At 42.3% G+C, this 19,406-nt stretch carries 15 protein-coding genes and 1 tRNA gene; 10 read left to right on the top strand and 6 right to left on the bottom strand.

Annotated elements, in window-relative coordinates:
* Positions 1 to 292 (bottom strand): hypothetical protein (locus tag V7K41_RS14355; RefSeq protein WP_334849117.1); only part of this gene is annotated, 292 nt, incomplete at its 3' end.
* A gap of 17 nt (positions 293 to 309) precedes the next feature.
* Between V7K41_RS14355 and V7K41_RS14350 the strand changes: the two genes are divergently transcribed.
* The 4 genes from V7K41_RS14350 (at position 310) to V7K41_RS14335 (ending at position 3,938) form a co-directional block, all read left to right on the top strand.
* Positions 310 to 525, top strand: coding sequence for a hypothetical protein (locus tag V7K41_RS14350; protein WP_334849116.1), 216 nt, complete (start codon positions 310 to 312; stop codon positions 523 to 525).
* Positions 526 to 566: 41 nt separating this feature from the next.
* Positions 567 to 1,943 carry a glutathione-disulfide reductase gene (gor, locus tag V7K41_RS14345; protein WP_334849114.1) on the top strand — a complete coding sequence of 459 codons (1,377 nt, stop codon included), beginning with the start codon at positions 567 to 569 and terminating at the stop codon, positions 1,941 to 1,943.
* Between the two features lie 112 nt (positions 1,944 to 2,055).
* The gene (locus V7K41_RS14340; protein WP_334849112.1) at positions 2,056 to 2,691 is read left to right on the top strand and encodes a YqiA/YcfP family alpha/beta fold hydrolase; all 636 of its coding nucleotides are present in this window, start codon (positions 2,056 to 2,058) and stop codon (positions 2,689 to 2,691) included.
* A gap of 98 nt (positions 2,692 to 2,789) precedes the next feature.
* Positions 2,790 to 3,938 carry a histidinol-phosphate transaminase gene (locus V7K41_RS14335; RefSeq protein ID WP_334849121.1) on the top strand — a complete coding sequence of 383 codons (1,149 nt, stop codon included), beginning with the start codon at positions 2,790 to 2,792 and terminating at the stop codon, positions 3,936 to 3,938.
* 8 nt (positions 3,939 to 3,946) lie between these two features.
* Here the strand turns inward: V7K41_RS14335 and V7K41_RS14330 are convergent, their stop codons facing one another.
* Both V7K41_RS14330 and V7K41_RS14325 read right to left on the bottom strand, forming a co-directional pair.
* Complete coding sequence (locus V7K41_RS14330) at positions 3,947 to 4,501, bottom strand: hypothetical protein (RefSeq protein WP_334849110.1); 555 nt, start codon at positions 4,499 to 4,501, stop codon at positions 3,947 to 3,949.
* Between the two features lie 893 nt (positions 4,502 to 5,394).
* Positions 5,395 to 6,033, bottom strand: a complete 639-nt coding sequence (locus V7K41_RS14325) for a GNAT family N-acetyltransferase (protein WP_334849109.1) — start codon at positions 6,031 to 6,033, stop codon at positions 5,395 to 5,397.
* A gap of 1,029 nt (positions 6,034 to 7,062) precedes the next feature.
* Here V7K41_RS14325 and V7K41_RS14320 point away from each other — a divergent pair.
* The 3 genes from V7K41_RS14320 (at position 7,063) to V7K41_RS14310 (ending at position 11,943) form a co-directional block, all read left to right on the top strand.
* Positions 7,063 to 10,611 carry a response regulator gene (locus V7K41_RS14320; RefSeq protein WP_334849108.1) on the top strand — a complete coding sequence of 1,183 codons (3,549 nt, stop codon included), beginning with the start codon at positions 7,063 to 7,065 and terminating at the stop codon, positions 10,609 to 10,611.
* 68 nt (positions 10,612 to 10,679) lie between these two features.
* Positions 10,680 to 11,822, top strand: coding sequence for a hypothetical protein (locus V7K41_RS14315; protein WP_334849106.1), 1,143 nt, complete (start codon positions 10,680 to 10,682; stop codon positions 11,820 to 11,822).
* A 50-nt stretch (positions 11,823 to 11,872) separates the two neighbouring features.
* Positions 11,873 to 11,943 (top strand) — tRNA-Gly (locus V7K41_RS14310).
* Between the two features lie 264 nt (positions 11,944 to 12,207).
* Here the strand turns inward: V7K41_RS14310 and V7K41_RS14305 are convergent.
* Together V7K41_RS14305 and V7K41_RS14300 are read right to left on the bottom strand one after the other, a co-directional pair.
* Positions 12,208 to 13,254, bottom strand: a complete 1,047-nt coding sequence (locus tag V7K41_RS14305; RefSeq protein ID WP_334849104.1) for an ABC transporter permease — start codon at positions 13,252 to 13,254, stop codon at positions 12,208 to 12,210.
* Between the two features lie 94 nt (positions 13,255 to 13,348).
* Complete coding sequence (locus tag V7K41_RS14300; RefSeq protein WP_334849103.1) at positions 13,349 to 13,867, bottom strand: adenine phosphoribosyltransferase; 519 nt, start codon at positions 13,865 to 13,867, stop codon at positions 13,349 to 13,351.
* Positions 13,868 to 14,294: 427 nt separating this feature from the next.
* Between V7K41_RS14300 and V7K41_RS14295 the strand changes: the two genes are divergently transcribed.
* The 3 genes from V7K41_RS14295 (at position 14,295) to V7K41_RS14285 (ending at position 16,737) form a co-directional block, all read left to right on the top strand.
* The gene (locus V7K41_RS14295) at positions 14,295 to 14,921 is read left to right on the top strand and encodes a DUF3038 domain-containing protein (RefSeq protein WP_334849102.1); all 627 of its coding nucleotides are present in this window, start codon (positions 14,295 to 14,297) and stop codon (positions 14,919 to 14,921) included.
* A complete protein-coding gene (locus V7K41_RS14290; RefSeq protein ID WP_334849101.1) occupies positions 14,918 to 16,348 on the top strand; it encodes a DUF4335 domain-containing protein in 1,431 nt (476 codons plus the stop codon). Before V7K41_RS14295 ends, V7K41_RS14290 begins: the two co-directional genes overlap by 4 nt.
* A 92-nt stretch (positions 16,349 to 16,440) precedes the next feature.
* Positions 16,441 to 16,737 carry a tetratricopeptide repeat protein gene (locus tag V7K41_RS14285; RefSeq protein ID WP_334849119.1) on the top strand — a complete coding sequence of 99 codons (297 nt, stop codon included), beginning with the start codon at positions 16,441 to 16,443 and terminating at the stop codon, positions 16,735 to 16,737.
* Positions 16,738 to 16,765: 28 nt separating this feature from the next.
* On the opposite strand, the gene V7K41_RS14280 is transcribed toward V7K41_RS14285, so the two are convergent.
* Positions 16,766 to 19,036 carry a transglycosylase domain-containing protein gene (locus V7K41_RS14280; RefSeq protein WP_334849100.1) on the bottom strand — a complete coding sequence of 757 codons (2,271 nt, stop codon included), beginning with the start codon at positions 19,034 to 19,036 and terminating at the stop codon, positions 16,766 to 16,768.
* Positions 19,037 to 19,406: the final 370 nt, after the last annotated feature.

Here is a 19,406-nt window from a genome sequence, read left to right as displayed (position 1 = left end):
GTAACACCCGTAACTCCAACACCTGTAACCTCAACAGAACCAACACCCATAACGCCAACAGATCCAACGCCCGTAACACCCGTAACACCCGTAACACCCGTAACACCCGTAACACCTGTAACTCCAACACCCGTAACACCTGTAACTCCAACACCCGTAACACCTGTAACTCCAACACCCGTAACACCTGTAACTCCAACACCTGTAACCCCAACTGACTCTCCAAGTACATAAAAATTGCTAATGGGGGTAAAAATGCTATGCGAAAGCCGAAGACAGTACGTTTTGTCATAATTTTGCGTAATTCCTGTGGAACTTAGCTGCTCCAATGCGGTAGCACAGACTTATGCTCGATTAGGGGCAGAACTATCACAACTGTTAACTACTGCCTTTACTGCCGCCAAAGCAAAAAGTGATATTCCCTACGACCAGATAGCATCTGCTAACGCTAGATTAAATCAAGGACAGGACTTACACAGCGTTCACCGGATATCCTTATATAGTTCAATCACGTTCTGTGTGTAAGTTCCCAGGAATTAACTTGTTGCGAAAGAGAACATAAACTTATGACTTTTGATTACGACCTGTTTGTAATTGGTGCGGGTTCTGGAGGTTTGGCGGCTTCCAAACGAGCGGCTAGCTACGGCGCAAAAGTGGCGATCGCTGAATATGATTTAGTTGGTGGCACTTGTGTGATTCGCGGTTGTGTTCCCAAAAAACTCATGGTCTATGGCTCTCACTTTCCTGCACTGTTCAGTGAAGCTTCAGGCTATGGCTGGAAAGTGGGTAATGCTGAGTTTGACTGGGAATATTTCATTACATCTATAGATAAGGAAGTTCGACGACTATCACAACTACACATCAGCTTGTTAGAAAAAGCTGGAGTAGAACTATTTTCCGGTCGCGCCACATTGGTAGACCCCCACACTGTAGAAGTTGATGGACGTAAAGTTACAGCAGACAAAATTTTAATTGCTGTTGGTGGACGTCCCATCAAGCCAGATTTACCAGGGATGGAACATGGCATTACCTCTAACGAAATCTTTCATCTAAAAGAACAACCGAAACACATCGTCATTCTTGGCGCTGGTTATATTGGCACAGAATTTGCCTGTATCATGCGCGGTTTGGGTTCTGAGGTGACACAAATTACCAGAGGTGAAAAGATTTTAAATGGGTTTGATGAAGATGTCCGCACAGAAATTGAAGAGGGTATGACAAACCACGGAATTCGGCTGATTAAGAATCATGTGGTGAAAGCAATTGAACGTGTACCAGAAGGGTTTAAACTGACTTTATCAGGGGAAGACCAAGAACCACTAATTGCCGACGTGTTTTTAGTGGCGACTGGTCGAACTCCCAATATAGATGGACTAGGTTTAGAAAACGCTGGGGTTGATGTTGCCGCTACTTCTATAGAAGGGCCTGGGTATGCTACCACAAATGCGATCGCAGTCAATGAATATAGTCAAACTAGTCAACCGAATATTTTTGCTGTTGGCGATGTCACAGACCGAATCAATTTAACTCCCGTAGCTATTGGCGAAGGTCGCGCCTTTGCTGATAGTGAATTTGGGGATAATCGCCGCGAATTCAGTCACGAAACTGTGCCCACAGCCATATTTTCTAACCCAGAAGCCGCGACAGTCGGCTGCACAGAAGTCGAAGCACGGGAAAAACTCGGTGATGCCGTCAAAATTTTTCACACTCGCTTCCGCCCCATGTACCACAGTTTGACTGGTAAGCAAGAGAAGACAATGATGAAGTTGGTAGTTGATAGCAACACCGACAAAGTTCTGGGCGCTCACATGGTAGGTGAAAATGCCGCTGAGATTATCCAAGGTGTGGCGATCGCACTCAAGATGGGCGCAACTAAAAAAGACTTTGATGCCACTGTGGGTATCCATCCCTCAACCGCAGAGGAATTTGTCACAATGCGGTAATAAAACTTAGGAGTAAAAAGTTGTGAGTTATGAATTATAAGTGAGCCACAACAAATGATAAATCTTTATTTATCAACACTCAATAATTTTTAACTCCTAACTATTTACAACCTTGGACTACATATATCTTCACGGATTTGCTTCCAGCCCTAAATCTGCCAAAGCGCGGGATATAGGCGATCGCTTTACCCAAATTCAGACAAAGCTAAAAATCCCTGATCTCAATGCTGGCGATTTTTCTCAATTGACAATCACTCGTCAGCTTACTCAAGTTGCCGCAGAATTCAACAATAATTCTACGCCAGTAACGCTCATTGGCTCAAGTTTGGGTGGTTTGACTGCTGCCCACTTGGGACAACAAAATTTGCAAGTACAACGCTTAGTTTTGCTAGCACCAGCTTTTGGGTTTTTATCCCATTGGTTGCCTAAGCTAGGAGATGAAGAAGTACAGCGTTGGCAGCAAGAAAAATATATTATGGTCTACCACTATGGAGAGCAGCGATCGCTTTCCTTAAGTTACGATTTTGTGACAGATGCTGCCCAATATCAAGAAAAGCTTTTGCAACGCCCTATCTCCACACTGATTTTGCATGGTAAAAAGGATGAAGTCATTCCGATCAAAGCTAGTCGTGACTTTGCACGTTCGCGTCCTTGGGTGGAGTTAGTCGAACTCGACAGTGACCACACTTTGGGTAATGTTATAGAAGAAATTTGGCAGGCAATTCGCCTCTTTTGCCAATTACCTTAAGGCTGTAAAATATTAAACTTACACATAATTAATATCCTTAGTCATTTGTCCTTTGTTAGTTACCAATGACCAATGACCAATGACCAATGACCAAAACTATGCTTCCCTTCATCCGGTCAGATTTAGCCCAATTTACCGCGTATAAACCTCATCCTAGCAGCGATACAGCCGATTCTGTCGCCACACAGTTTGATCGGTTAGATACAAATGAAAGCCCCTACGATTTACCACCTGAGTTAAAAGAGAAGCTGGCGTGGACGTATCAGCAAGTAATTGAAACAAATCGTTATCCTGATGGCGGGCATGAAACACTTAAGGATGCGATCGCCGAGTACGTCAATCAATCAGCCGCCCTCTCATCATCCTTATTTACTGCTGCCAATATTTCTGTTGGTAATGGTTCAGATGAAATTATCCGCTCTTTATTAATCGCCACCTGTCTAGGAGGAGAAGGGTCAATTCTCGTTGCCAATCCTACTTTCTCAATGTACGGGATTTTGGCGCAAACTTTAGGGATTCCTGTAGTGGCGGTGGGTAGAAATGAAACAAATTTTGAAATTGACATAAGCGCCGCACAGTCTGCGATCGAACAAACTCAAAATCCCCCGATTCGCGTAGTTTTCGTAGTACATCCCAATTCGCCGACTGCCAACAGTTTAACTGGCGCAGAGTTAGCCTGGTTAAGAAGTTTGCCACAGCATATTTTGGTAGTAATTGATGAAGCTTACTTTGAATTCAGTCAAACTACTTTAGTGGGTGAATTAGCACAACGTCCTAATTGGGTAATATTACGTACTTTTTCTAAAGCTTTCCGATTAGCATCTCTCCGTATTGGTTATTGCGTCGCTCATCCCGAAGCGATCGCCATTTTAGAAAAAGTTCGCTTACCCTACAATCTCCCCAGTTTTTCCATAGCAGCAGCATTAGTTGGTTTACAAAATCGTACACTCTTGCTGGAATCAATTTCTCAAACCCTGAGTGAACGAGCCAAACTCATCGAAATTTTATCCCAGCAATCAGAACTACAAATTACTCCAAGCGCTGCCAACTTTATTTACCTGCGTCTTAAACCAAATGGCTTTAATTCACAAGAAACTGCTTTAAAAACTTTCCACCAGAAACTTAGAACACTGGGCACTCTGGTGCGATACATTAGCGGAGGATTGCGAATTACTGTCGGAACGATAGAGGAAAACGCCCGCACCGTTAATCGAGTAAAAGCTGCTTTGGCCAATTTGTCATCTTAGCAATTTACTCAATAATTAAACCTGCTATTTACCTCACTACCCAAACGGCGTACTATTCCCACTGTTTGTGGCAGCACACCCACTAAAAGAGCAAAAGCAACATCTGGCAAAAGAGCCACTATTTCTGGTGGAAAGTATTGTTCAAATTGATCGAGAATCTTTTGGACTCGCTGCCCAGGCAGTGGGTTTTCTGTAATTTGTTTGATCAATCGAATCCACTGTCGCCTAATCAAGTAAGCCTTCTGGCGTTCTTCATTAGATTCAGGAGTTAATAAAGAAAGATTACCTATAGGCAATGCCCTTTGGCAATCACAATCGTAATCCCCACCCACAGCAGCCCCAGGCCCAGCAAACTCTGCATGGTAGCGTTTAAACAGTATTAATCCATTTCGCCTACGACTATTGACGATGAAAACTTCTCCACTGTGCAAACGTGTAAGGATATCCGAGCCTTGCGATTGCTCAGTTCCGTCGGACATGACAACAGAGTCAAGGAAAGTTGTTTCAGGGTAATAAGTTGATACCATAGAGGTTTGATAGCGTTGATGCTGTTCGCTATCCATGTTTTTTAAACTTTTAATGAATGTTGTTGTAGTATGCACTTCAAAACGGAATTAGCTGTTATACCAAATCAAGTTTTTGAATTCTTTTATTATCAAGATTTTCTGGTCAATCTAACTAAAAATAGCAATATAAAGGCATTGTTTCAGTAATTGAGTGATTATATTTTAAGAGATATAACTAGATTTGTCTGTAAACTATACTAATGTTTTCTTAAAGTTTTTATAAAGATAAATATATAAATTACAAAGTTATTATGAGGAAATAATGATTTCTTTCAACGCGATTTCGTGTATGTTCCCATTATAGTCCATTTTCATCTATATCGAATCCTTTAAAAAAATTGTTAACCATAAATCCCAAAAGATAAATTTAACATTTTTTAATATTAAAACTATTTACCAAAAAGATAATTTGTTTATACGGACGAGGGGATTTTTTGTGAAAATTTTAAATCAAATATTCTTTTGATAAAAAATTATCAAAAGCTATTTACTCGTTTCGGAGATTAACAAATATGTTTTAGTTTTGATCTATAGGACTCTTATTTGATTGTGTGAAAAAACTCAGTATAACTGAAAGAACCTTCTTTATCGTTAGCTCTTGCGTGCTAAACCAAGTAAGTCCTCCAAATTAAAGCGGATTTACATGGAGATTTAGCTAAGATTGGCTAGATTTATCATTAAACCTCGTCTATTTGAAAACCTAGAGTTCTTAAAAAAAGTATATTATTTAGTCTTGGTTTGAGTTTTGAGCTTTCTCTAAGTCAAAAGAACTATAATTCTCAAGGTAGACGTGGTTTAACTTAGTTTGTGTTTGATTACCGCTATAAGTTATAGATTTTATCGAATTAATTGGAATGGAACACAAAACTTGACAATTGCCAAAACAAAATTCAGATAATGGAATCAGCACTCAGGTGCTTGTGCAATAACATCTGGCTTGACCGTCTTAGAAGAAATGTATTCCAATCAGATTCGACTTTATGCACTCGATATCCCAGCTTGAAATAAAGCTGTCGTGCTTGATGGTTATTTTCTAAAACATGGAGATATAAGTCTTGAAATCCCCACTCGCGAGAGATTTTTTCACAGCTAGTAAGCAATCCTGAAGCCACACCATGTCTACGGTATTTTGGGTGAACCGCTAAATTAGATAAGTAAGGAAAACCTACATTAACTTGGCTCCATGAATCACTACTATAACGTATACCCAGTTCCACACTTCCCATTAAGTTATTAGCCTCACCAGTAGTAGATTCAAGGGCAACTAAGCAAATATGACGGGGCGTGGGTGATGCCAGCCGATGCCTTAAGTCTTCGTAAATACCCAGACGTAGCAACGGGAAAGCCCATCCCCATATACCGTTGTGGGAGTGAAAGCTTTCAGTAATAATTTGGGCAACATCAATCAAATCAGCCGATGTAGCTGTACGAATTTGGAATTGGTAGGAAGCTGGATCGATTGGCTGTTGGTGGTATGGGTGAAAAAACCGATATTTCAAGGCTAGTTTAGTATTGATTTTATTCAACAAAAATTTTCTCAAATATCCTAAAACAAGATTTAAACTAAATCAGAACTTTAGAGTTGCCCAGGAGATTTAACTGAACCAGTATTGCTAATTCACTTTTACTTGTCGATTAAACAAATTTTTACACTTTAGTTTGGAGTTTTATGACCTGCATTTATGAAAGAGTATTAGGAGTTACAACTTCATAAATCTATAACCTTAAATTCAGTAGATTCATTGCATCCCTTGTTTTAGGTAGCCAGAATATCAAACTGATTGCCCCAAAAGCATCTGTAAAGTGATAGAGCTTTGAATGAGTGGGCAGAGGAATAGCATAACTTGTCCGTAAGTAGCATCTTTGAAATTGTTAAGTAAGTACACTATTGGCAAACTCTGGTTTCAAACCACCCTTGCTTGCAGTACTGAACTTGTTTTTGCAGTTGCCGCTACACTGACACTACTTTGCTACCAAGTCATCCAAATAGGCTGTACAGTTACTGTGACAAGAATCTGCAAGGTTCTCTAATCGCTAATCTCTAACTCCTCAACGACTACCACTTGTCTTAATGATAGTTCTGATTGCTAAATTAGAAAGAGGTATTTGTCTAATAGTATACTTTGGCTTTAAATCTTATTGTTTTAATTTGGCTGACTCTACCATGACTACCATAAATAAAATTTACCTGCAAGTGTTATTACAACAGCTGCAAAGGGAAAACTTAATATGCAGCTTTATCTGGATTTTTCAGCTGGCTATGAGCGCTGTATGTATTATCAGACATTGCTCACAGGAGGTGAAAAAAGATTTGGCAAGCAAGCGTCGACTCTGTAAAACTAAAACTGATAATGAAAGCAATTACACTGCACCAACGCAAACGGTAATCGGTACAAGCAATTGAGACGAATTACTGTGAGTAAACGCTTCTACACTCAGCAGTCATGTAGCCAAACAGCCTTATTGGTCGAAATGCTCTGCTCTTACCTGACTCAGAAAAATCCTTACCTGATCAGATTATTCTTTATCCGACTGCCGTTGCAGCAGGAAAGCGGTGCATGAAATCCCAAGCAAACAGTAAGCCTAAAATTTTGGTTGTCGATGATGAACCAGACAACCTTGACTTGCTTTACCGCACTTTCTATCGCGATTATAAGGTGCTAAGGGCAACCTCTGGCCCTGCGGCCCTCGATCTGCTGGCTCAAGAAGGAGAGGTCGCGGTGATCATCTCCGATCAGCGGATGCCAATGATGAGCGGTACAGAATTTTTGAGCCTGACAGCAACTCAATATCCAGATATTATCCGGATTATTTTAACTGGCTACACCGATGTCGAAGACCTGGTGGAAGCAATCAACGCTGGTAAGGTCTTTAAATATGTCACTAAACCGTGGGAAGCGGAGGAACTCAAAGCAGTGGTACGCCAAGCTTTGGATACCCACAATGTTCTCAAAGCCAGAACCCGCGAACTTACCCGCACACTCCGTCAAGAATCGCTGCTGAATACCGTTACCAATACGATTCGCAGTGCTTTAGACTACAGACAAATTTTGCAAGCAATTGTAGATACAGTCGGTCATATGTTGGAAGTGGATGTCTGTCTGTTGCGTCCCTTCCAAGATGAGCAGTTGGCGGATAAAGGGTTTATTTATCAGAAGCCTCCTTCTGAAGAAGTAGAGGTGCAGCAGAACGCAGGGGAACTAGCAGTAGGTCTTTCATCTCTACCCGCCTCCTCTGCTCCGCCTCTGTCTCTTTTGGCTCAGACGGTGTGGGAAACCCGCGAAGTTCAGGTGATTCACGATGCGATCGACGATCGGCGCATTCACGGTAACACTCCCGAACTGCGCGAACGTGGGCAAGCTTTTGCTGCTGCTAACATTTGTTCTAGTTTAGTTGTGCCATTGATCTGCCAACAAGAACTGATGGCAGTGCTAGCACTGCACCAGTGTTCTCTGCCTCGCTTTTGGGGAGATGATGAGGTGCAGTTAGTGTTGATGGTAGCGGATCAGGCAGCCTTAGCTTTGTCTCAAGCTTATGCTTACGAACAAGTACGTGCCCTTGCCAAGCGAGAGAGCTTGATTAATACGATTACTAGCGCAATTCGCTCTAGCTTAGATCCTCAAGATATTTTTGCGGCAATTACCCAGCAATTAGGACAAGCTTTACAAGTCGATGGCTGCGTCTTGTCTTTATGGACAGAGGAAGATGAGTTTGTTGAGTGTGTGGGCTTGTATGACAGTTTTCAACATCTAGAAAGTTTCAGTAGGCACAGCCCGCCGCAGGCATCGCCAGCCCTAGAAAATAGATTAAGTAGCAATAATCACCTACCAACTCAGAGATTACCCTATTCTCAAGCATCTATTCAGGAAAATCCCATCCTCCAACAAATGCTACAGACACATGAACCTGTGGTAATTGGTAATGTGAGTCATTCTCCCTCTGATGTGCAGGGTTTTGATTTGCCTTTAAAAATGCCAGCGCGATCGCTAATGTTTGTGCCATTATTAGCTGATGGTAAATGTATTGGTAGTATTACCTTGCATGAAGGTAAAAAAGTACGCCAATGGTTGCCATCTGATATTGATTTGGCCAAAGCAGTCGCAGCGCAAGCAGCGATCGCTGTGCAGCAGTCACATTTGTATCAAAAAACTCGCCAACAAGCTGAACGTTTACTGGAATTAGACAAACAAAAAACCGAATTTTTCCAAAATATTTCCCATGAGTTTCGCACACCGATCACCTTGATTCAAGGGCCTTTAGAGTCGGCTGTGGCAGCTGGTGAAGGATTATCTTACTCCCAAAGTGCGATCGCCCTACGTAACTCCCGCCGTCTGCTGCGACTGGTAAATCAACTTCTGGATTTACAACGCCTGAATGCCGGGAGAATGCAGCCTAGCTTCCATCCCTGCGATTTAGTCGAATTTGTCAGCCAAATAGTGGAATCTTTTCGTCCCTACTGCGAGAAAAAGAGACTGCATCTCGTTACCCAGCTAGATGAATGTTCGACGGTGTACTTAGACATGGAAAAATTTGACAAGGTGGTTTATAACCTCTTGTCAAATGCCATGAAGTTTACTCCTGAAGGTGGCACGATTGGTGTTCGACTAAAATCTGAGCGCGATCATTGCATCTTGCAAGTACAAGATACTGGAATTGGCATTGTTAAAGAACAAATTCCTCACCTATTTGAGCGCTTTCGCCAAGCTGAAGGTTCAGCAAATCGCTCCTATGAAGGCAGTGGTTTGGGTTTAGCTTTAGTTAAAGAATTAGTAGAATTACATGGTGGTCAAGTCACTGTGGAATCAGTTTATGGTGAAGGTACTACCTTTAGTTTATGGCTGGTGACTGGAAATGCTCATTTACCTGCACAGCAAATACTAGAAACGCCTATCGAACTAAATACCAGCCGCGCTAGCGTAGAATTGGCTGATTTAGAACTAGTAGAGTCAACAACAGACAATATTGAAGATATTACAATAAATCTTTCTTCCAGTGTTGAGACTAAAGACTCAGCACTTAAGACTCAGCACTCAATTTTAGTTGTAGATGACAATCCCGATTTGCGAACCTATGTATCTGAGATTTTCCGCCGTAACGGCTATCATGTACAGACAGCTCGTAATGGTCATGAAGGGCACAGTAAAGCTAAGGAAATTATACCCAGCTTGATTGTGACTGACTTAATGATGCCCTTAGTCAGCGGACTTGAGATGATTCAGATAATCCGCAATGAGGAGACGTTGAAGGGAACACCAATCATTTTGCTGACAGCGAAAGTAGATGAAGAAACCCGCATCGAAGGTACAGAACATGGCGCGGACGCTTATTTAGCAAAACCATTCAACGATCGGGAACTTTTGGCGGAAGTTCGCAATCTTTTAGCGTTGAAAGAAAATGAACGGCGAATTGTGGAGTTAAATACTTATTTAACGGAATCGGTGCTAAAGCGCTTTTTGCCTGCTGTGTTGGTGCAAAAAGCCGCAACCGGAGATTTAACGTTAGATTTGCGCCCAGAACCACGCTTAATTACAGTTTTGTTTAGCGACATTGTGGGTTTTACACAGCTAGCCAATACTCTCAGATCCCGACGAGTCGCAGAGTTGCTAAATGAATATTTAGAAGCCATGACTAAAGTTGTCTTTAGCAATGGTGGCACTGTAGATAAATTTATGGGAGATGCTATCTTAGCTTTATATGGAGCGCCAGAAGAACTAACTCCTAATGAACAAGTACGTCGTGCCATTAATACAGCAAGAGCAATGCACCGCTCACTGGCTGACTTAAACCAGCGCTGGCGAGAGCAAGGTGTATTCGATAGCGACAAACTTACTAGCGTACAGTTCCGGTGCGGTATTCACCAAGGTACTGCTGTTGTGGGGATGTTTGGTAGCGCTGAACGTGCCGATTATACAGCTATTGGCCCAAGTGTGAATATTGCTGCAAGGTTGCAAGCTGCCGCTGTTCCCGGTACAATCCTGGTTTCTGCTGCCGTAGCAGATTATTTGCAGGAAGGAGAAATTACTAAAGGTAGGCCACTAGAACTTAAAGGAGTAGATGAAACAGTTTTGACTTTCGCTGTTACACCAGAGGTAATGGTTAATCGCTAAAATTTAGACTGGTATTTTAAAGCATTACCAATGAGTAAAAGTGCATAATCATATCCAGTTTATATAATATGACACCATCGGTTGCAGATAAAACTCCAATTCCAGCCAAGGTCTGGAGGCGACACGTTGACCCACCAGGTTTGTGGATTTCCGTCGTGGTAGGTTCAGTCTCTCTGCACTTGCTGGCGTTCTGGCTGATGCGCTCATCTAATGCATTTAGTCTGTGGTTTCCCCAGCACAATCAATCTGTTGTTCCCATTGAATTGATAGACATTGCTCCTAAAACAAAATCAATAGTCAAATCAAAATCAATAGCCAAAATAGTTTCGTCAAAGCCACTATCCTCAACTCAAAAGTCTGTACCAACACGTTCATCACAAACAGCACGAACTACGCCTAAAAATGAAGATTTTGGCGCAATAAATTCCCCTGATAATCTCCAGAAAAACAGCCGAATTTACGCCTCTCAACCTAATAGTCAACCCTCTAGACAACAGATAGTCCCCACGCCAACACCGAAACCTACACCTAAAGCCACACCGAAACCTATAGCTAAAGCCACACCGAAACCTACACCTAAAGCCACACCAAAACCTATAGCTAAAGTCATACCGACACCTACAGTTCCAGTCGTGAATTTACCTTGGAAGCGTCGTCAAGAAATTAAACTGGGAAAGGGAACGCAACTACCAACAGGTATTCCATCAAATCGACCAGTTTCAGAACCTGAAAATAGAGAAACTCCAGCAACTTCAACTAGAGAAACTCCAGCAACTTCGACTAGGGAAACTCCAGCAACTTCAACTGGGGGAGCATCGGTAGCAATAGTAGCTCCCTTATCTAGGGATGAAGTGATTAGCTTGATTCAATCAAAAGGATTTCGACAAGATGCTTTACCCGACGTTATTGCTTTATACAGAGGAAGCAACACAAAACAATTAGACCCAAGTTTTCTTGTCCACAATTCGGGACTTGAGCCAGCACAACTCTTGGCTAGTTTAATAATCGATAACAATGGTAATTTTAAACAAGCTGTAGTTCTAGAAATAGAACCAGCAGCACTGCAAAGTGAAAAAAGCATATACGAGCAAGTCCTCAATGAAGTTTTCAAAACAGAAAACTTTATTGCTGCCCACAATAACGATCGCACAAAACCAGAATTAAGCAATCTGTATGTCAGGATCAAAATCCAACCTGCCAATTCCAACTAAATACTTGAATTTTGGCAGAAACTGTGTTAAGTTTATAGGGTTGGAAATTTGCGGGCGTAGTTTAGTGGTAAAACTATAGCCTTCCAAGCTATTAATGCGGGTTCGATTCCCGCCGCCCGCTTAGAAAAAAACTATTAAATATAGAAGTGCGAAAACTAAGTCTGAATCTTGGTAAAATAACTAGTTAAACAGCGATTCTAAATTTTGCAGTATGCAGAAGTAGCTTGACACTGAGAGTAACCAAATTCAAGAAGGGATGAGGAATCAGGAACACTTTCTTCAACGACATCTGCACTCTAGCTACCTACTTATTGTTTGTTTTATAGTTGGCAGTACTCTGGAAACCGCCCAATACGTTTTGATTTTTTGGATTTTTGAATTGCTGCTAATTGAGATTTTCTAAGCGAATGCGTGGATCGGCTGCTTTGAGCATCAAGTCGGCGATTAAATTGCCAACAATCAACAGTACTGCGCCCATTACCAAGCTTGCCATTAATAAATATAAATCTTGAGCTTGTAAAGCCTGTAGAGTCAACCTCCCTAAACCGGGCCAGTTGAAGAAAAATTCGGCGATGAAGGCACCATTTAATAAACCAGCTAATTCAAAACCTAATAAGGTGATTAAGGGATTTATGGCGTTGCGGAGTGCATGAACGTAGATGACCCGGTTTTCTGGCAAACCTTTGGCACGAGCCGTTTGGATATAATCTTGACGCAGAACATCCAATAATTCGCCGCGAGTGATGCGTTGCAAACCAGCAAAACTAGTAATTGAGAGTGCGATTGTGGGTAAAATCATGTGCCAGCCGATATCTAAGATTCTGCCAAACCACGACAGTTCTGAGTGATTGATGCTAGTCATGCTACCCACTGGGAACAGCGGCGAGGTGATTTGGGCTAAAACCAGCAGCGCTAAGGCAGTGATGAAACTGGGAAAGCCTTGTCCAGCGTAACTAATTACCTGTAAAATCCGGTCTGCTGGCTTATTTTGTTTAACAGCGGCAAAGATCCCTAAAGGGATGGCGATCGCCCATGTGACAATTAAAGATGCGATCGCTAATAGCAAGGTCGCTGGTACTCGTTCCCATAACAGCGATGCCACTGAACGTTGATAAATAAAACTCGTGCCAAAATCCCCTTTTGTCAAGATTCGCCATAGCCACAGCCCAAATTGCTCTGGCCAAGACTTATCCAGACCAAACTGCCGCTTGATTTCCTCAATTCTTTCTGGAGATATCTTCGGGTTTTGCCGTAGCGTATCTACATAATCACCGGGAGCGAGTTGAATAATGAAAAACGACAACGCTGACGCCAACAACAAAGTTAGTAGTGCCTGCAATAGCCGCTTTGCCACATAAACAAAAGTTTCACTCGTGACTAACGTTATTAGCCAATCCCGACCTGTCTCAAAGGGAATTTTCGTAGATGTCATTTGTCTTTTGTCCTTTGTCCTTTGTCATCTGTCCTTAGTTATTTGTCATTTGTTGTTTGCTAATGACCAATGACCAATGACCAATGACAAATAACTAATATTCAATTAGGGAGACAATCGGCACGTCCGGCAAATGTGTACGCCCTTGTAAATCCCGTAGCTCGATAATAAACCCAAAACCTACTAGTTCGCAGCCAATTTTCTGCACCAATTTGGCTGTGGCACTTGCAGTTCCACCTGTGGCAATCAAATCGTCCACAATCAAAACTCGGCTACCTTGATGTAAAGCGTCTTGATGCACTTCTAGGCAGTCTGTACCATACTCTAGTTGATATTCAATTGAGTGAACAGCTGCTGGTAACTTCCCTTTTTTGCGGATGGGAATAAAACCAGCTCCTAATTTATAAGCTAGAAGTGAACCAAAAATGAATCCTCTCGACTCCATACCAATGACATAATCAGCTGTTATTCCAGCTTCATTGCATTTTTGTGTTAAAAAGTCAATAGTATAGCGCAGTCCCTCTGGATCGCGCAGTAACGTAGTAATATCCCGAAATAAAATTCCGGGTTTCGGGAAATCTGGAATGTCGCGAACGAGAGACTTTAAATCCATAAAATGGGGAATAGGGAGTAGGGAATGGGGAATGGGGCATGGGGAATGAGGGAGATAAATTAATAAGCAATGCCCAATGCCCAATGCTCAATGCCCAATTTCAGATACCTGAAAAATCGTACACTATAATGTCATACGCTGGGGGTCTAATGGGGGTAAAGGCTGAAGCTTCGCCCTTCATTGACGATAATTAGAATCTAAACCAAGCTAGACAAGGTATCGCACTAATAAATGAGGTTAAATGAGGTGAATTTAGTTATGTTTTAAAATTTTGATTTTAATATAGGGAAAACTTTGAGTAGAAAGAGTTAAGTAATGTATATCTCAGGTAGTCATGCTAGTGCCACAAGTCTAGCGCTCAAGTCTTGGCTACCGAGCTTAAATTTGTTTTATCTAGTCTGTTGGAACCGCACAAGGTATTTATAGAATGAATGTTTCAGCAAGTTTAACGCCGTTCAACAGTCCAACCCAAGACTCACTGCCGATGATTTTGGACACTTTACCAGATCCTGCGATCGCTTCCAAAACGTGTCCTCGCAGAACCAGGCTGCAAATTGACCTGATTTTACTGGCAATTGAAGCTTTAGAACTTGGTGGTTCGGAAGCAATTCTGGCTTTTGCTCAAGAGTTGGATCTTAAAGGAATTGTTAAAGACAGGGTGAATTTATGGCGGATGCGTAGCTCTAACCCGCTACGAAGAGCGCATATACGCCGTCCCTTAACTATTATGGAAGCAAAAGCTCTGGTGGTCATTGCTTGCTACATAGCACGGCGCTTAACTGTTGTCATCCGCCAGTTATTAATGATATGTCAACAAATGGAAGAAAAACAGATTCCATTAGAACAGAATTTGCGGTTATCTAATTACCTAGAGCGGTTTAGAGCGCATTTTAAAAGCCGGATGAATGCTCGACGTTCTGGCATACTAGCATTAACTTCTGATGAAAAATTAGATGCGCTAGCGATAAATTTGTTAGGACAATTACTCTTTTGTACTGGTACTGCTGGAATGCAGCGGTTCTGGATTAGTCTTTTTGACGGTGAAGTGGAATGAATATTCAACGTAAGTACAGTCTACCTAATTGTACTCTTCTTTTAGAAGGGTTAAGTGATGTTACTAGGGCTGCACAGTTCCAGGAAATGCGCCCAGAATTATCAATATTGGTAAATGCAGAATGCTATTTATCTGGTTACAATCAACCCCTAACCGGAGGGCGGGAATTTTTTGAAAGTTTGGTGAGGGCTGTTAGTGGTTACGCCCAAGAATTTTTGAGTAGTGTACCCAATCCGCAAGCACACAACCAGGAATCCGAGCTAGTAGAGTTTCAAAAAATTGACGGCAACCTCCACAGGTTAATCATACATTCAGAAAGTGCTCCAGAGGGGTTCGATCGCTCTAATAATTCTAAACGTCCGCCGATTGAAATAGATTTGAATACGGTGCAGCTGTTTGATTTAGTAGAAGCAGTGGATCAGTTTTTTGCTGATACCCAGACTTTACCAGAATTATCCCTAGAACTACAACCAGTTACTAGACGCTATGGCGGTGCTAGTCAGGCTGTAATCAGGCAGGCTGTTCCTGCTGCCGTGGGAGTATCGAGTTTAGCAGTAGCAGCGATCGCATTTAACTTGATTCCACCTCCTCAAATTCGTCCAGTGCAGCCTAAGCCAGATGAGCAAACTAGCTCTACAACAAAAAACCTTACTCCTCCAGCATCAGCGGCTGCAACACCTATTGCAGCTTCAACACCAACACCACCACCCACAGCTAATCCAAAGCCAGTAGTTAAAGATTTAGAAGCACTTTTAAATACAGTTCCAGAAATTACCGATCCATCCCAGTTGCGTGCATTGAATCGTCAAGTGTATAACCAAGTTCATCCAGCTTGGACTAAACGCTCAGGATTGCAACAAGATTTGATCTATCGTTTGGGTGTAGCTGCGGATGGCGCGATCGTTGGTTATAAAGCGGTGAATAAAGAGGCCAATCAAGGAGTCGGGCAAACTCCTCTGCCTAACCTACTTTACAATCCTGCTAACCGCGCTCCCATTTCCAATGAACCAATTGCTCAATTCCGAATAGTGTTTACTACAAATGGTGTGCTGCAAGTTAGCCCTTGGCGAGGATATGCTAAGACACCAGAGGTAATCGGTGCAAAAATTACTGACTCTAATATCACTAAAGGTTTAAATCAAAAGCTTTATAATACAGTTCGCCAAACCTGGAGTGGCACTCCTACCTTTACACGAGATTTGAAATATCGGGTAGCAGTCAACAAAGATGGTGTAATTGCTGACTATGAACCACTCAATCAAGTCGCCTTTGATTATTTCCGAGAAACACCTCTTCCTAAGATGTTCAACGCTATCTATGGTTCTAATGTAGCTCCTCCCAATGACAAAGAACCTCTAGCCCACTTCCAAGTGATATTCAAGCCTAACGGCAAGCTCGAAGTCACTCCTTGGAAGGGTTATCAGTAATTGGGCATTGGGCATTGGGAAGAGAATTAAGTTACTATTCCCCATTCCCTATTTCCTATAGCTTTGAGATAAGCATTAAGCTTGAATAGTTCATCAAGAATTGGTTTAAATCTGTTTACCTGTTCATTTGCGACCAAGCACTAAAAATTAACTCAGATGATTACTATGCTTGGAAGAGTCGGGGTATTACATTGGAAAAATTGGGTAGATATGAAGAAGCGATCGCATCCTATGACCAAGCACTAAAAATTAAACCTGATGACTACGAGGTTTGGAATGACCGGGGCAATGCGCTATCTAATTTAGGACGCAATGAAGAAGCGATCGCATCCTTCGATAAGGCACTGGCAATTCAACCTGATTTCACTCGTGAGAAAATTGATCAATAGTTCCCAATCCGCAATGCCCAATGCTCAATTACCGTGTAATTCTCCGCATATAATTCCCCCATAATTGAGCTGCTTGAGCACTGCTGCCAGATGTGGGGGAATTATTGTCGTTTCCCAGCCAAACGCCAGTTACAAGTCGCTGACTGGGGATAAAACCAATAAACCACAAGTCAACGTTTTTATCAGTCGTACCAGTTTTTCCAGCTTCCCCTAGTCCAATGGCAGCACTACGACCAGTACCTCTTGCGATTACACCGCGCATCAAACCAGTCATTTCATCAGCGACATCATCTGTCAGCACCCGTTTGTTAGCACCTGGATCTTGATCGAAAGAGTAGATCACACGGCAGGTTTTGATATCCTTGCGATCGCGACAATCACCACTGTCTAAAATTCGGTTAATCGCATGGGGAGGATTCGACACACCGCGATTGCCAATAGCGCCAAAAGCACCAGTCATTTCCAAAACATTGACTACGCTTTGACCCAGTACTAAGCCAGGAACCGGATCGAGGTTTGATTTTATCCCCAAACGCTGCGCCATTGCTACTACTTTATCCAGCCCGACTTCTTTAGCAACTCGCAAGGCGATAGGATTTTCTGAAAGCGCCAGCCCGGTGGCAATATCGAAGCTAGTGTCAGCACCAGCACGACAGGGTTTATAAGTAAAGCCTTGCCAAGTTAAAGGGGCGCAGGAATAACTCTTGGATGGCGAAATTCCCTGTTGAATGGCGGCAGTGTAAGCAAAGATTTTGAAGGTGGAACCTGGTTGTCTTTTGGCTTGAACAGCACGATTGAACTGACTTTTTTTGTAATCAGTCCCGCCTACCATTGCGAGGATACTGCCTGTACTAGAGTCAAGAGTGACTAATGCCCCTTGAGAAAAATTAAAAGTTCTACCAGAGTTGTTGACCGAATTACTTAATGCTGCTTCTGCTTGTTTCTGTATGCCTAGATCGAGCTTGGTTTCAATGATATAGTTTCCCTCTCTTGCAGCTCCCTCCCCCAAAATTGATTCGAGTTCAGAGAAGACGTAACTGTAAAAATAAGGTGCGATCGTTTTAGCTTGCTGTTCGCAGACTTTAGGACTAATTTGGACAGTCGAGCGTCTAGCTCGATTCGCATCCTCTGGTTTAATTTTGCCCATCTCCAGCAACCGCTTAATTACGCGATTACGGTATTCAGCCGCTTCTAGCTTATTTGGTCCATCACCACAAAAATCGAAAGCGTTGGGAGCAGGTAAAATTCCTACCAATGTGGCTGCTTCTGCCAAAGTTAATTCTTTAGCCGGTTTCTCAAAATAATACCGGGCTGCATCCTCAAAGCCAGAGGTATCTCCTCCCAAAAAAACCCGATTTAAGTACATCAGCAAAATATCATCTTTGCTGTAAAAGGTTTCGAGCTTTAGGGCGACAACTGCCTCCCGCAACTTGCGGCCAAGGGTATCTTGTCTACCTACATACTCACGGAACAAACTGCGGGCAACTTGCTGGGTTACAGTGCTGGCTCCTTGTTGCACATCTCCGGTGCGACTATTAATCAACACAGCTCGTAAAATCCCCAGAGGATCAACTCCAAAGTGCCAGTAATAACGACTATCTTCTGAAGCCACTACCGCAGCAGGCAAATAAGGGCCAAATTCCTCTAATCGCTTCATGTCAACATGAGAGATTGTCCGAGGTTCTCTCAGGGGAGTGGCTCCATCACGCGCGTAAACAACTACTGGGGCGCGTGTCGCTGTCGGTAGAGGTTTGACTGTAAATTTCAGCCATTCGACACCAATCACTAATGTTAACAGGGCACTGACACCACCAACTCCATAAGCTGTCCAACTTGCAGCTTTGACATACCATGCTGGTGGATCGACATATTGCAACCGCACAGAAGCGGCGAGTTCTGGAGGGCCCAGAGTCAGAATATCGCCGTGACGCAGTTCTAGGGAGCTAACACGACGCTTACCCCGATAAATGCCATTGGTGGAGTTTTCGTCTTTGATCGTGAAAACTGGTGTGCGCTGAGTAGAATTCCGCGATAGTGACAGGTGAATTTGACTGACAACAGGGTTACGGATGACGATATCGCTGGATTTGGAGCTACGACCGAGAATATAGCGATCGCCCAACAGTGGATATACCTCTGCTTTATCCGCCCCCGCATCCTGCACCCAAAGTTCCGGTACTTTGGCATTAGGCTTGAGCGCCAATTTAGAAAAATCGACCCTAGCTTGAATCGTATGTACTGCTTGAGTCAGTTGACCTAGTAACGTTTGTGGCTTGTGAGGGGGTTGGGGAGAACTCATCGGCTATTCACATCACAGTTTTTAATGAAGAATCGGGCGAATTACAATTAATGTCAGATGTTAGTCTTTCATCATTTTACTCATAAGCCAAAGCATAAATTGACTATACGGAACTTTTTGATCTAATTTATACTTTAATTTATATTAAAGCTAGAATTATTTTGTGATTTTAATCACCTATTCTATATTAAGTAAAGATTTTTAATCTATTCTCAAAGGCTCATCTAAGTTAGCGTTACTAGTTCAATAACTACAACTATAATTTTCCCTTTTGTCTTTTTAAACACTAGTTTTCAATAAATAACTGATTTAATTTTTACCAATTTTACATATCCACATATTCCGAAACAAACCTAAATATCTTCATTTA

Origin of the sequence: Nostoc sp. (assembly GCF_036917415.1) — a bacterium.
Lineage (GTDB): Bacteria > Cyanobacteriota > Cyanobacteriia > Cyanobacteriales > Nostocaceae > Nostoc.
This window is presented reverse-complemented; position numbering and strand designations above follow the sequence as displayed.